At 69.8% G+C, this 14,147-nt stretch carries 12 protein-coding genes and 1 pseudogene; 11 read left to right on the forward strand and 2 right to left on the reverse strand.

Annotation, left to right across the window (positions count from 1 at the left end):
- From D7X55_RS43480 to D7X55_RS22875, 5 genes and pseudogenes are all read left to right on the forward strand, one after another.
- A pseudogene (locus tag D7X55_RS43480) lies at positions 1-192 on the forward strand (hypothetical protein); the annotation flags it as partial.
- Positions 189-1,205: a cytochrome c oxidase subunit II gene (gene coxB, locus D7X55_RS22860; protein ID WP_121724176.1), complete on the forward strand. Its 1,017-nt coding sequence runs from the start codon at positions 189-191 to the stop codon at positions 1,203-1,205. The pseudogene D7X55_RS43480 and the gene coxB, both read left to right, overlap by 4 nt.
- Complete coding sequence (locus tag D7X55_RS22865; RefSeq protein ID WP_121724177.1) at positions 1,186-2,793, forward strand: cbb3-type cytochrome c oxidase subunit I; 1,608 nt, start codon at positions 1,186-1,188, stop codon at positions 2,791-2,793. The genes coxB and D7X55_RS22865 overlap by 20 nt, the downstream gene beginning before the upstream one ends.
- The gene (locus D7X55_RS22870; protein WP_120551422.1) at positions 2,783-3,412 is read left to right on the forward strand and encodes a cytochrome c oxidase subunit 3; all 630 of its coding nucleotides are present in this window, start codon (positions 2,783-2,785) and stop codon (positions 3,410-3,412) included. Before D7X55_RS22865 ends, D7X55_RS22870 begins: the two co-directional genes overlap by 11 nt.
- Before the next feature lie 11 nt (positions 3,413-3,423).
- A complete protein-coding gene (locus D7X55_RS22875) occupies positions 3,424-3,828 on the forward strand; it encodes a cytochrome C oxidase subunit IV family protein (protein WP_233610002.1) in 405 nt (134 codons plus the stop codon).
- Between the two features lie 5 nt (positions 3,829-3,833).
- On the opposite strand, the gene D7X55_RS22880 is transcribed toward D7X55_RS22875, so the two are convergent.
- Positions 3,834-5,165: a DUF2254 domain-containing protein gene (locus D7X55_RS22880; RefSeq protein WP_120551420.1), complete on the reverse strand. Its 1,332-nt coding sequence runs from the start codon at positions 5,163-5,165 to the stop codon at positions 3,834-3,836.
- Between the two features lie 71 nt (positions 5,166-5,236).
- Entirely contained in the window at positions 5,237-5,782 is a 546-nt protein-coding gene (locus D7X55_RS22885; RefSeq protein ID WP_120551419.1) for a hypothetical protein, read from the reverse strand.
- A gap of 189 nt (positions 5,783-5,971) precedes the next feature.
- On the opposite strand from D7X55_RS22885, the gene D7X55_RS22890 reads away from it, so the two are divergent.
- From D7X55_RS22890 to D7X55_RS22915, 6 genes are all read left to right on the forward strand, one after another.
- Positions 5,972-7,096: an enolase C-terminal domain-like protein gene (locus tag D7X55_RS22890; RefSeq protein ID WP_121724179.1), complete on the forward strand. Its 1,125-nt coding sequence runs from the start codon at positions 5,972-5,974 to the stop codon at positions 7,094-7,096.
- Positions 7,093-10,044 (forward strand): FAD-binding and (Fe-S)-binding domain-containing protein, encoded by a 2,952-nt coding sequence (locus D7X55_RS22895; RefSeq protein ID WP_121724180.1) that lies wholly within the window; start codon positions 7,093-7,095, stop codon positions 10,042-10,044. The genes D7X55_RS22890 and D7X55_RS22895 overlap by 4 nt, the downstream gene beginning before the upstream one ends.
- Before the next feature lie 73 nt (positions 10,045-10,117).
- Entirely contained in the window at positions 10,118-10,999 is an 882-nt protein-coding gene (locus tag D7X55_RS22900) for an AAA family ATPase (protein WP_121724181.1), read from the forward strand.
- Positions 11,000-11,043: 44 nt separating this feature from the next.
- Complete coding sequence (locus D7X55_RS22905; protein WP_121724182.1) at positions 11,044-12,249, forward strand: AAA family ATPase; 1,206 nt, start codon at positions 11,044-11,046, stop codon at positions 12,247-12,249.
- A complete protein-coding gene (locus D7X55_RS22910) occupies positions 12,213-12,815 on the forward strand; it encodes a DUF4276 family protein (protein ID WP_233610003.1) in 603 nt (200 codons plus the stop codon). The genes D7X55_RS22905 and D7X55_RS22910 overlap by 37 nt, the downstream gene beginning before the upstream one ends.
- A 120-nt stretch (positions 12,816-12,935) precedes the next feature.
- Positions 12,936-14,147, forward strand: a 1,212-nt coding sequence (locus D7X55_RS22915) for an NADH-quinone oxidoreductase subunit L (RefSeq protein WP_304988898.1), incomplete at its 3' end; no start/stop codon positions are given.

Raw genomic sequence — 14,147 nt, forward strand, 5'->3', positions numbered from 1 at the left:
GGCACCACGCAGATCGGCATGATTGATCAGCCCCCCTTCTCGCTGGACCGCAGAGCGGACGCGCTGAAGGCTCGGCAGCGCGAGCGGCTGGACGGCTACGGCTGGGTGGACGTGGACGCGGGCGTCATCCACCAGCCCATCGACGCGGCCATGCGGCAGCTGCTCTCCGAAGGTGAAGGGGGCGCGCGATGAACGAGCTGCTGCGCCGCCTCTTCTTCCTTCCCGAGCAGGGCTCCACCTTCGCCGTGAAGGTGGACCACCTGCACTACGTCCTGCTGCTCACCACGTTCGCGGTGGCGGTGGGCATTGGCGCCGTCGGCATCTTCTTCCTCGTGCGCTACCGCCGGCGCACGGCGTCGGACCCCACGCCGCGCGTGGTGGCGCCCGTGTGGCTGGAGGCGCTGTTCATCGGCGTGCCGCTGTCGCTGTTCCTGCTCTGGTTCGTCCTGGGCTTCAAACAGTTCGTCTGGGTGATGAGCCCGCCCCAGGACGCGCTGGACGTGTACGTCACCGGCAAGCAGTGGATGTGGAAGTTCACCTATCCCGGAGGGCCCAGCGCCATCGACACGCTGGTGGTGCCCGCGGGCAGGCCCGTGCGGCTGCTGCTCACCTCGCGGGACGTCATCCATTCCTTCTACGTGCCGGACTTCCGCATGAAGCGCGACGCGGTGCCCGGCCGCTACACGGACCTCTGGTTCGAAGCGCCGAAGCCCGGCCGGCACCCGGTGCTGTGCGCGGAGTACTGCGGGCTGGACCACTCGGTGATGCGCGGCGAGGTGGTGGTGCTGCCGCCCGCGGACTTCGACGCATGGCAGGACGCGCAGCGCCGCAACCTCCCCGTGGCCCGCACCCCGGAGTCCATGGCCGTCCGGGGCGAGCGCGTCGCCGCCGCGCAGGGCTGCCTGCAATGCCACACGGTGACGGGCGCGCCGCACATCGGGCCCACGTGGCTGGGGTTGTACGGCCGGAAGGAACCGCTGGAGGGCGGCGGCGCCGTGCTCGCGGACGAGGCGTACCTCACCGAGTCCATGATGGACCCCCTGGCGAAGGTGGTGGCCGGCTACGCGCCCGTGATGCCCGGCTATCACAGCCGGCTGAGCGCGGAGGACACCGGCGCGCTCGTGGAGTTCATCAAGTCCCTGCGACCCCTGCGCCCGGGTGTCACCGCGGCCGAGGAGCCTGTCTATGTTCCCACCGGCCGCTGAGTCCTACCTGACGGACGGGCGCACCGTGTGGTCGTGGCTCACGACGCACGACCACAAGCGCATCGGGGTGATGTTCCTGGGGCTGACGCTCTTCTTCTTCCTCGTGGGCGGCCTGTTCGCGCTGGCGCTGCGCATCGAGTTGCTCACTCCGGGCCGCACCATCATGGGGCACCTGGCGTACAACCGGATGTTCACGCTCCATGGCGTCACCATGGTGTGGCTGTTCATGATTCCGGCCATCCCGTCCTCCTTCGGCAACTTCCTGGTGCCGCTGATGATTGGCGCCCGGGACGTGGCCTTCCCCCGGCTCAACCTGGCGTCCGTGTACCTCTACGTGCTGGGGGCCAGCGTCACGCTGTGGGGCATGTTCGAGGGCGGCGCGGACACGGGCTGGACGTTCTACACGCCCTACAGCACGACCACGGGCACGGCGGTGCTGCCGGTGCTGGTGGGCGTGTTCATCATCGGGTTCTCCACCATCCTCACCGGGCTCAACTTCATCGCCACGGTGCACACGCTGCGCGCGCCGGGCCTGACGTGGATGAAGCTGCCGCTGTTCGTCTGGGCCATCTACGGCACGTCCATCATCCAGGTGCTGGCCACGCCGGTGCTGGGCATGGTGCTGCTGCTGGTGGCGCTGGAGCGGGTGGTGGGCGCGGGCATCTTCGACCCCGCGCGCGGTGGAGACCCGCTCCTCTTCCAGCACCTGTTCTGGTTCTACAGCCACCCGGCCGTCTACATCATGGTGCTGCCGTCCATGGGCGTCATCAGCGAGGCCGTGTGTGCCTTCAGCCGCAAGAACGCCTTCAGCTACCGGATGATTGTCTATTCCACGCTGGGCATCGCGTTCGTGGGGTTCTTCACCTGGGGCCACCACATGTTCACGTCCGGCCAGTCCACCTTCGGCGCGGGCGCGTTCGGCGCCATGTCCATGCTGGTGGCCATCTTCACGGCGATCAAAATCTTCTCCTGGCTGGGCACGCTCTACCGGGGCTCCATCGCCATCGAGTCGCCACTGCTCTACACGCTGGGGTTCATGTTCTTCCTCTTCTTCGGAGGGATGATTGGCGTGGCGTACGCGACCACGTCGTTGAACCTGCACTGGCACGACACGTACTCGGTGGTGGCGCACTTCCACTTCATCATGGTGGGGGCGACGGTGATGGCGTTCCTGGGGGCGCTGCACTACTGGTTCCCGAAGATGTCCGGGAGGCGCGCGCCCGCGAAGCTGGCCAACGGCGCGGCGGTGCTGATCATCTTCGGCTTCATCGCCACGTTCGTGCCGCAGTTCCTGCTGGGGAACCTGGGCATGCCCAGGCGGTACGCGGACTATCCGCCGCACTTCCAGTCGCTGCACGTGGCGTCCACGGCGGGAGCGTCCCTGCTGGCGTTCGGGTTCCTGATCATCGCCGGATACCTGGCGTGGAGCCTGCGCTACGGCGAGGTCGCGGGGGACAACCCCTGGGGCAGTGAGGGCTTCGAGTGGCGGAGCGCGTCCCCGCCGCCCACGCACAACTTCACCACGACGCCCGAGTACCCCACGGGTCCGCACGAGTACGCGCGGGAGGAGGTGCCGCATGCCGCCTGAGGCCGTGACGGAGCACTGGGGTTCCGAGGACGCGCGCAAGCAGGCGGCGTACCTGGGCATGTGGGTCTTCATCGCGACGGAGGTGTTGCTGTTCGCGGGGCTGTTCACGGCCTATGGGGTGTATCGCTCGGTGTACCCGGAGGCGTTCCGCGCCGCGCAGCTCACGATGGAGGTGGGGCTGGGCACGCTGAACACGTTCCTGCTGGTGACGAGCAGCATCGTGGTGGCGCTCGCGGTGCATGCGGTGCGGGGCAACAGGCCAGGGCTGGGCGGGGCGTTGTTGCTGCTGGCGGCGCTCCTGGGCGTGGTGTTCCTGGTAGTGAAGGGCGTGGAGTACGCGCACCACGTGAAGGACGGCGGGCTGCCAGGGGACGCGTACCGGTTCACGGAGGTGCCGCGCGTGGGCGCGAGCCTCTTCTTCACGCTGTACTACCTGCTGACGGGCTTCCACGCGCTGCACGTGACGGTGGGCGTGAGCGTGTTGACGGTGCTGGGGGTGCGCTCCGCGTCGGGGACGTTCGGGCCGGCGTACGCGACGCCGGTGGAGCTGGGCGGCATGTACTGGCACCTGGTGGATGTCATCTGGTTGTTCGTCTATCCCATCCTGTACCTGTCATGAGGAGCGGGCCCGTGACCGACGACGCGGTGGAGAAGCCGGAGCGTCAGTTGAGCGTGGCCGGGGTGCTGGTCGTGGGGGTGGTGCTGCTCGCGTTGACGGCGCTGACGTACGGGCTGCACAGGCTGCCGCACGGAGCCTGGTCACTGCCAGTGGCGCTGCTCATCGCGGCGGCGAAGGGGCTGCTGATCGCCCTCTTCTACATGCACCTGCGAGAGCAGCGCGCGAGCAACGGGTTGGTGTTGATTACATCGGTGGTGTTCGTGGCGGTGCTGCTGGCGATCTGCGTGCTGGAGACCCGCACGCGCTTCCGGCCCACGATTCCGCCGGGCCCGTTCCCGGTGGAGGCTTTGCCGGGAGCGATGCAGGACCCGAGGAGCGCGAGGCCCCCGGAGCCCGCGGGTCCGTTGAACCCGTAGGCCGCTCAGCGAGGACCGTGGCCCTGGGGGCTGGGACGGCGGGCCATGGCCGCGTCGCTTGCGTCCTGGAAGGAGCGGTCGATGCTGGCGTCCAGCAGGCGCAGCTGCCGCTCCAACTCGTCGCGCCGGAATGGCGGCGCCACGCTCAACAGGTCCTGCACCAGGAAGCGCAGCCTCCGCGCGACCTGGAGGTTCCCCTCGCCGAAGAGGCGGACCTCGTCCACGGCGAGCCGCACGTAGGTGTCCCAGTCCGGCCGGGGACAGAGCAGCCGGAGCTCGCCGGTGTCGTCCTGGCGGGACGGCGATGGGAAGCGCCGGTGCACCATGCGGCGCAGCAGGTCGTGGATGGGGTCGATGGCCTGCACCGCCGTGGTGGGGTCGTTGATGCCCGCGGACAAGGCCCGCTCCGCCACGTCCACGAGCTGGCGGAAACCAAAGGCGGTGTCCTGCTGGAGCGTCCGCTCCGGGCCCGTGCCCACGGCGTCCGCCAGGGCCTTCACGTTGAGCTTCGCGGCGTCACCCCATGCCTCGAAGAGGGGTGCGCCATGCGGCACGAAGTCGCCCATCATCGGGATCAGCCCCACCACCACGCCGGCCTTTTTCGCGCAGGCCATCAGCCGGTCCTCGTCCACGGTGACGAGCACACCGGAGGACCCCGCGTGAGGCACCACCAGCGAGGGAGGCGTTGGCGGCCGCCGGAGCTCCGGCTCGCGCGTGTCCTGCCCCACGCCTTCCGGATACATCCGCTCCAGCGTGGCGGACGTCTCATCACGGATGCGGCCGAGGATGACCACGGCGCGGATGGATTGAGCGACGTGGTGGATGAAGAGGATGAACGCCCCCACGCACGCGAGCACCAGCATCACCGCCAGCCACACGGACAACGACGGCACATGGGCCTGGATGTGCAGCTCCTCGGACGTTCCCCGCACGGTGCGCAGCGTCAGCAGGGCGTAGACGAACGTGCCCACGAAGATGCCCAGGGTCAGCTGGCTCTGCCGGTCACTCAGGAACGTGCGCATGATGCGCGGCGAGTACTGGTTGCTCGCCTGCTGGAGCACGAGGATGGTGACGGAGAAGACGAGCCCGGAGAACGTCATCATCGAGGACGCCACCGCGGAGAGCACGGAGCGCGCGCCCTCCGGCCCGCCCCGGAAGAGGTACCAGGCGGACTCCGCCTGCGGCAGTCGCGCGTCGAGCGCCTCGGCTCCGGATGACAGGGCCATGGCCGCCACCACGCAGAGGGCCGGCAACAGCCAGTAGCTCGTGCCCAGGGTCTCCGCCAGACGCGTGGTCCGCAGTCGCGTGAGGATGCGCGTGGCCGCCCCGTTGCTCATGAGACGACGCTATGCACTCGGAGCGCGCCAGCACAGGGATGGAGGAAATGTCCGCCCGGCCCGTGGAGGACTCAGGCCCCCTGTCCCAGGAGCTGGAGCCCCCGTCGCAGCCGGTCCGCCCGGGTGAGGACGTTCCGAAACGCGGGCATTGTTCCGAGCGCCGCGCCGAACGCGAGGTGCAGGAGGAACAGCATCGACGTTGGGGCTTCGTGCGAGAGGGGTGGCGACGCGAAGGGAATCATCAGCCAGGTCATCACCGTCCACAGGCCCATGCCGTAGAGCACGCCCAGGCAGAGCGCCGCGACGGCGGTTCCCCGGCGTGGCAGCAGCAGCGCGAAGCCCGTGGCCATTCCTCCCGCCACGCTGAAGTGGATGAGCAACCCGAGCAGCACCGCGCCAACGCCCTGCGCTGTGCCATCGCGGAAGAACAGCCCCGCCACCAGGAGCGCCGGCCTCCAGGGCTCACCGTTCAGCACGCCCGAGAACGCGCAGGCGAGCACCGCCATCGCGAACGCGCCCAGGGTTCCCGCGAGCGCGCCGGGGAGCACGACATCGCGCACGATGTTCCACGACTCCACCGCCACGTCCACCGTCCGGGTCCGCTTCCGCTTGCCCATGCTCCGCCTCCCGAGCAGCCGAGGCCGCCCGGCCTCAATCTAGGAACGGCCCGCCGCCAAGGCGGGCAGGACACACGCAGCGCCCGGTGGATGTCCTGGACAGCGTGCATGCGGGAGGCCTCACCGCGCTGCCATCCCGCACCCAGCGCCTAGCTTCACCGTGAAGCCCTCGGGACTCGAAGGATCACGATGCCGTCTTCCCCTCGCCACGACAGCGCCGCCCCCATCGAGCGCGTCGATGTCTCCGCGTACACCGTGCCCACGGACCAGCCAGAGTCCGACGGCACCTTCGCCTGGACGTCCACCACGCTGCTGCTCGTGGAGCCCGTGGCCGGAGGCCAGCGCGGACTGGGCTACACCTACGCGGCCGCCGCCGGTGCCTCGCTGATCCGCGACCTGCTCGTCCCACTGCTCGTGGGCGCGGACGCCTGGGACCTCCCGGCCCGCATGGCGTCGCTCCTGCACCGGGTGCGCAACCTGGGCTCGCGCGGCCTCGCCGCCCGGGCGCTGTCCGCCGTGGACACCGCCCTCTGGGACCTGAAGGCGAAGCTGCTCGGTGTGCCGCTCGCCCGGCTGTTCGGTCTGGCCCGCGCCTCCGCGCCTCTCTATGGCAGCGGCGGCTTCACCAGCTACACGGACCGGCAACTCCAGACGCAGCTCACGAGCTGGGCGGACGCGGGCATCCCTCGCGTGAAGATGAAGGTCGGCACCCATGCGGACGCCGACCCTGCCCGCGTGCGCGGCGTGCGCGAGGCCCTGGGACCCGGACCCGCCCTCTTCGTGGACGCCAACGGCGCGTACACCGTGAAGCAGGCGCTGGCGCTCGCTCAGGACTTCCTCGACGCCGGCGTATCCTGGTTCGAGGAGCCCGTCTCCGGCGACGACCTGTCCGGCCTGCGCCGCGTGCGCGATGGTGTACCCGCCGGCCTGGACGTCACCGCGGGCGAGTACGGCGACAGTGGCCCGTACTTCCGCCGCATGCTGGAGGCGGGCGCGGTGGACGTGCTCCAGGCGGACGCCACGCGGTGCCTGGGCTTCACCGGCTTCCTCCAGGCGGACGCGCTGGCGGACGTCTTCCACGTCCCCCTGTCCGCGCACTGCGCCCCGGCCCTGCACCTGCACGTGGCCTGCGCCGCCCGGCGGCTGGTGCACGTGGAGTACTTCCACGACCACGCGCGGCTGGAGCGGATGCTCTTCGACGGCGTCCCGCCGCCCGTGGATGGCGCGATGGCGCCGGACCTGTCCCGGCCCGGGATGGGGCTGGAGCTCAAACGGGCGGACGCCGCCCGCTTCGCCGTGGAGACCTCCCCATGACCACGACCTTCCTGGACACCCTGCGCCACGTGCGCCGCCCCCGCACGGCCGCCGCCCCGCGTGAGCGGAAGCCCGTGGACGTCGCGGGCCTGGAGCGCGCGCTGCGCCGCCGGCTTCGGGGCGACGTGCGCTTCGACTCGGGCGACCGCGCGCTGTACGCCACGGATGCGTCCAACTACCGGCAGGTGCCGCTGGGCGTGGTGTGTCCCCGCACCGTGGAGGACGTGGTGGAGACGGTGCGCCTGTGCCGGGAGTACGGCGCGCCCCTCACGTCCCGGGGCGGCGGCACCGCGCTCGCGGGCCAGACGTGCAACGTGGCCGTGGTGCTGGACTTCTCAAGGCACATGAACCGCGTGCTGCACATCGACCCCGAACGGCGGCTCGCCCGCGTGCAGCCCGGCACGGTGCTGGACGTGCTCCGCACGGAGGCCGTGAAGCGCCACGGCCTCACCTTCGGCCCGGATCCCGCCACCCACAACCGCTGCACGCTGGGCGGGATGCTGGGCAACAACTCCTGCGGCGTGCACGCACAGATGGCCGGCCGCGTGGCGGACAACACCGAGTCCCTGGACGTCCTCACCTACGACGGCGTGCGCCTGCGCGTGGGCCGCACGCCCGACGCGGAGCTGGAGCGCCTGATGCGCGAGCCCGGCCGCGTGGGCGAGCTCTACCGGGGCATGAAGGCGCTGCGAGACCGCTACGCCGGCCTCATCCGCGCCCGATACCCGCGCATCCCCCGCCGCGTGTCCGGCTACAACCTGGACGAGCTGCTCCCGGAGAACGGCTTCCACGTCGCGCGAGCCCTGGTGGGCACCGAGGGCACCTGCGTCACGGTGCTGGACGCCACGCTGAACCTGGTGCCCGAGCCGAAGGCCCGCTCCCTGCTGGTGCTGGGCTACCCGGACGTGTACCGCGCCGGCGATGACGTCCCGGAGGTGGTGGAGGCGGGGCCCATCGGCCTGGAGGGGATGGACGCGAAGCTCATCGACGGGATGCGGCGCAAGCACCTGCACGTCGAGGACCTGCCCATGCTGCCGGACGGCGAGGGCTGGCTGGTGGTGGAGTTCGGCGGGGACTCCAAGGAGGATTCGGACGCGAAGGCGCACGCGCTGATGGACCGGCTGAAGGCGCGAGGCCACGCGCCCTCCATGCGCCTCTACGACGACAAGGCGCAGGAGGGGCGCATCTGGGAGGTGCGCGAGTCCGGCCTGGGCGCCACCGCGTTCATCCCGGGGGAGCCGGACGCGTGGCCCGGGTGGGAGGACTCGGCGGTGCCGCCGGAGCACATGGGCCAGTACCTGCGCGACTTCCGGGGGCTGCTGGACCGCTTCGGCTACCAGGCGTCGCTCTACGGCCACTTCGGCCAGGGCTGCCTGCACTGCCGCATCAGCTTCGAGCTGCGCACGCGCGAAGGCACCTCGCACTACCGCCACTTCGTGGAGGAGGCGGCGGACCTGGTGGTGCGCCACGGCGGCTCGCTGTCCGGAGAGCACGGCGACGGCCAGTCCCGCGCGGAGCTGCTGCCCCGGATGTTCGGCGGGGACCTGGTGCGCGCCTTCGGCGAGTTCAAGCGGCTGTGGGACCCCGACGGCGGGATGAACCCGCGCAAGGTGGTGGAGCCGTACCGTCTGGATGAGAACCTGCGCATGGGCCCGGCCTACGCCCCCGCCGAGCCGCGCACGCACTTCCACTTCCCGGAGGACGGGGGCAGCTTCTCGCACGCCACCACGCGCTGCGTGGGCGTGGGCAAGTGCCGGCGCACCGAGGGCGGCACCATGTGCCCCAGCTACATGGTGACGCGCGAGGAGAAGCACTCCACGCGAGGCCGCGCGCACCTGCTCTTCGAGATGCTGCGCGGCGACGTGGTGGACAAGGGCTGGAGGAGCCCGGCTGTGAAGGAAGCGTTGGACCTGTGCCTGGCGTGCAAGGGCTGCAAGTCCGACTGTCCGGTGAACGTGGACATGGCCACGTACAAGGCGGAGTTCCTCAGCCACCACTACCGGGGCCGGCTGCGTCCCCGGCACGCGTATGCCTTTGGCCTGGTGATGTTCTGGGCGCGCGTGGGCGGACGTGCTCCGTGGCTGGTGAACCTCCTCACGCACGCGCCGGGGCTGCGCGTGCTGGCGAAGTGGGCCGCGGGCGTGCACCCCGCGCGGGAGATTCCCCGCTTCGACGCGAAGTCCTTCCAGCGGCGCGTGCGCGGACGGCATGCGCAGGCAGGGCACCGGGGCCCGGTGGTGCTCTTCCCGGACACCTTCAACAACTTCTTCCAGCCGGACACGGCCTGCGCGGCGCTGGAGGTGCTGGAGGCGGCGGGCTTCCAGGTGCGCGTTCCGCAGGGCTTCGTCTGCTGCGGCCGGCCGCTCTACGACTACGGGATGCTGGACACGGCGAAGGCGCTGCTGCGGCACACGCTGGCGCGCTTCCGGGAGGAGATACGAGCGGGCATCCCCTTCGTGGTGCTGGAGCCCAGCTGCGCGGCGGTCTTCCGCGACGAACTGCTCAACCTCTTCCCCCACGACGAGGACGCGAAGCGGCTGGCGGCGCAGACGCATGTGTTGAGCGAGCTGTTGCAGAAGCGGGCGCCCGACTTCGAGCTCCCGAAGCTGGAGGGAAGGGCGCTGGTGCAGGGGCACTGCCATCACCAGGCGGTGATGAAATTTCACGATGAGCGAAGGTGGCTGGACCGCACGGGGCTGGACTGGGAGAAGCCGGACTCGGGCTGCTGCGGCATGGCGGGCGCGTTCGGCTACGAGCGCGACAAATACGACGTGTCCCAGGCCTGCGGCGAAAGGGTCATCCTCCCCAAGGTGCGCGAGGCGGCCGGGGACACGCTGCTCATCGCGGACGGGTTCAGCTGCCGGGAGCAGATCCGCCAGGCCACGGGGCGCAAGCCGCTGCACCTGGCGCAGGTACTGCGAAAAGCGCTGCGCGGGGGGCGGGCCTGACCGCCAGGAAGGGGGCCTGGGTCCGAGCGGAGCCATGGACGGCCCCTGGGGGGAGGCCGCTAGGCTCCCGGCTGTGATTGCCTCCGTCCGCTTCGAGCACTACCGGTGTCTGCATCGCGTGCAGCTTGCCCTGGAGCCGTTGACCGTCCTGGTGGGGCCTTCCGCGTCGGGGAAGACCGCCGTGCTGGAGGGGCTGCAACACCAGCTCGCGTACGAGCCTTCGGACTTCTGGCGCCGCGATGAATCCCGCCCGCTCTCCATCGAGTGGACGTACGCGCGCGGCGACCGCACGCGCGTGCAGTATCCGTTCAGCGTGATGGACACGCTGCCCGGCCAGGGCCACTCCACGCAGCAGCTGGCCTTGAGCATGCAGGCGCTGCGCGAGGGAGGCTCGTCCGCGAAGGCGACGTGGCTGGAGCGCAAGGGCGGCAACCTCGCGAGCGTCTTCGCGGCGCTGCCCATGTCCACGCGCGAGGTGATTTCGACGGAGCTGGCGAAGCGCGTGCCGTCGCTGTCGGAGGTGGACGTGTCACGCGACCTGGAGGACCGCTCCTTCCGGCTGCGCTTCCGCGACCGCTGGAGCCCGGACGTGTGGTTCGGCCCCGACTACGTGTCGGACGGCGTGCTGTGGCTGCTCGCGTTCCTGGTGCTGCCCTACCAGCGCCCGCTGCCGGAATTGCTCACGCTGGATGAGCCGGAGCGCGCCCTGCATCCGGGCCTGGTGCGCGAGGTGCTGGAGCTCCTGCGCGCCATGACGCGCGGCGAGTCCACCGGAGGCACGCCGGTGCAGGTGGTGCTGGCCACGCACTCGCCGGACCTGCTGGAGCACGTGCGCCCGGAAGAGGTGCGCCTGTTGTCGCGAGACCCCGCGGACGGCTCCGTGCGAGTCCAGCCCGTGCCCGCCACCGCCCTCCACTGGCGCCGCGAGTGCCGGGAGCTGCTGGACTCGCTGTAGCCGGAATGAGTCCGGCGTCGTCCGGTCCCGGGTAGAGTGGCGGGATGCTGCGCAGCATCCGCCTCCAGAACCTCCTTTCGTTCGGGCCCGCCTCCGAAGCCTTCCCCCTGCGGGCACTCAATGTCCTGATTGGGCCGAACGCGTCCGGAAAGTCCAACCTCATCGAGGCGCTGGGCCTGCTGCGGGCAACGCCCGGCAACCTTCTGGCGCCGATTCGTGAAGGCGGAGGCGTCACGGGGTGGTTGTGGAAGGGAGGAACGGAGCCCGGCCCGTCCACTGCGCGCCTGGAGGTCGTCCTCGACTACCCGGAAGGCGTCATGCCACTGCGCTACCAGTTGGCATTCACTTCCGAAGGTCAACGCCTGGAACTGGTCGACGAATCCATTGAGAACGAGCGACCGCAGAAGAAGTCGGCTCAGCCCTATTTCTTCTATCGGTACCAGTCGGGCAGGCCCGCCATCAATGCTCGCCAGATGGTAGAGGCCCAGCCAGGGTCGTCCAATGGTCGCCTGGGCAGGGTCTTGAAGCGCGAATCGGTAAGCTCTGATCAGTCCATCCTCTCTCAGAAGCGGGATGAGGACGTGTATCCGGAACTGACATACGTGAGTTCGCTGCTGAGCCGCTTCTCTCTGCACCGTGAATGGAACATGGGGCGGTACACGCCTCCTCGGCTTCCCCAACGGGTGGATCTTCCGGGGGACTTCTTGCTGGAGGATGCCAGCAACCTGTGCCTCGTCCTCAGCGACCTGGAAGCCAGGGGCATGAAGAAGGTTCTGCTGGAGAACCTGAAGCTCCTCTACGCCCGTGTGAGGGACTACTCAGTCCGTATTTCAGGAGGGACCGTCCAGGTGTTTTTCCAGGAGGAGGGGCTGAACGCCTCCGTGCCTGCAACACGCCTGTCCGATGGAACCCTGCGGTATCTCTGCCTGCTGACGCTCCTCTGCCACCCCACGCCGCCGCCCCTGGTCTGCATCGAGGAGCCGGAACTGGGATTGCATCCCGACATCCTTCCGGAGATTGGACGGCTGCTGGTGGAGGCGAGCTCCCGTACGCAACTCATCGTGACGACGCACTCGGAGACCCTGATTTCGGCCTTGTCGGAGGTCCCGGAAGCTGTGGTCGTCTGCGAAAGGGATGGGACCGGGACGACGCTGCGTCGCCTGGAGAAGGCGAAGCTCTCGGAGTGGTTGAAGAAGTACGGACTGGGCGAGGTGTGGAGGATGGGCGAGTTGGGGGGGAACCGTTGGTAAAGGAGATCCGGCTCTACATCGAGGGCGGAGGAGATACCCGGTACGGCAAGGAGCGGCTTCGGGCTGGGTTCAGCAGGTTCTTCAGTGCCCTGATTGAGCGCGGTCGAAGCAGTAACATTCGATGGGTGTTCGTCATGTGTGGTCCGCGTGATGCCGCGTTCAACATCCTGCTCGTGGACTCAGAAGGACCCGTGAAGATGAGGCCCTGGGCCCATCTTGCTTCACGCGATCCGTGGACGCGTCCCAGGAATGCTTCGGAGGACTCCTGCCATTTGATGGTGCAGACCGTCGAGGCCTGGCTCATGGCCGACCTGGTGACGCTCCAGCAGTATTACGGCAGGAACTTCGCGGTGGGCCGGCTGCCCAGGGCAACCGACGTGGAGGCCATTCCCAAGACCGCGCTCGAACCTGCGTTGGTGAGCGCGACGAAGACGACGCAGAAGGGCGAGTACCACAAGATCCATCACTGCTCGGACCTGTTGGGGAAGGTGGACCCGGCGCTCGTTCGTGCCAGGGCTCCGCACTGCGAGCGGCTGTTCACCGTGCTGGAAGGTCTGCTGGCCTGAGCTGTGTCCACCAGCGCACGGCCCCAGCGCTTCGAGTGACCTCGGGGTGACGCTCCGCGCGCGGGGCTGACGGTTGTGTGCCTGCGTCGGCGGGCCACTCCTAACGTGGGCCCTTCGCCCATGCCCCTCCTCCTGCCCATCCTCCTGGCCCTGGCGTGCGCGCCGCTTGCCTATGTCGCGGGCCGGTGGCGTCCGGGTGCCGCGGCCTGGATGGGCGCCCTGGGCGCGCTCGCCGCGCTGGGGGCGCTGGTCTACGAGTGGACGCAGGAGACCACGCGCCTCGTGTTCCCCTGGGCCCCCTCCTGGGGCCTGTCGCTGGAGTTCACGCGCGACGGCCTGTCCGGCCTCTATGCCTCGATGGCGCTCACCATTGGCGCGCTCGTGGTCCTGTACTCGCGCGCGTACATGCCGCACCACCTGGCGGAGGAGCAGCGGCCCCCAGGCGATGAAGTCCGCTTCCAGGGGCTCATCCTCGCGTTCATGGCCGCCATGGTGCTGCTGGTCACCGTGGACGACCTGCTGCTGCTGTTCGTGGCGCTGGACCTCACCACCATCATCTCCTACCTGCTCATCGGCTTCGACCGGGAGGACCCCGAGTCCCGCGCCGCCGCGCTCCTGTCCCTGGTGCTCACCGGCGCCACGTCCGTCGTCTTCTTCGCGGGCGCCATGACGCTGGGCCTCCAGTACGGCACCTTCTCCCTGCCGCTCGTCTTCGAGCGCGCCGCGCAGAGCCCCGCGTCCACCGGCGCGCTGGTCTGCCTGGCCGTGGGCGCGCTGGGCAAGAGCGCGCAGGTGCCGTTCCACTTCTGGCTGCCGCGCGCCATGGCCGCGCCCACGCCCGTGTCGTCGTACCTGCACTCGGCCGCCATGGTCGCCGCGGGCGTCTTCCTCCTCCAGCGCCTCTACCCGCTGTTCGCCCCGGCCACGGACGTGCGCCACGGCCTGCTCGTCATCGGCTTCGTGTCCATGGGCATGGGCAGCCTGATGGCCCTGGTGGCGGATCCGTTCAAGCGCGTGCTCGCGTACTCCACCATCGCGCAGTACGGCTACGCGCTGGTGCTGGTGGCGCTGGGCTCCGAGGGCGCGCCGCTCTACGTGGCCGCCCACGCCCCGTGCAAGGCCGCCCTGTTCCTCACCGCGGGCGCCGTCACCCAGGTCACCGGCAAGAAGAAGCTGTCGGAGGTCGGCGGCCTGCGCCACGCGCTCCCCGTGCTCGCGGGCGCCAGCGCCATCGCCGCGGCGGGGCTGTCCGCGCTGCCCCTCACCGTGGGCTTCTTCAAGGACGAGGTCTTCTTCCACGCGCTCGCCAAGGAGGGCCCCGCGTTCATGGCC

The sequence above is a fragment of the Corallococcus sp. AB049A genome (genome assembly GCF_003668885.1).
Classification (GTDB): Bacteria; Myxococcota; Myxococcia; order Myxococcales; family Myxococcaceae; genus Corallococcus; species Corallococcus interemptor.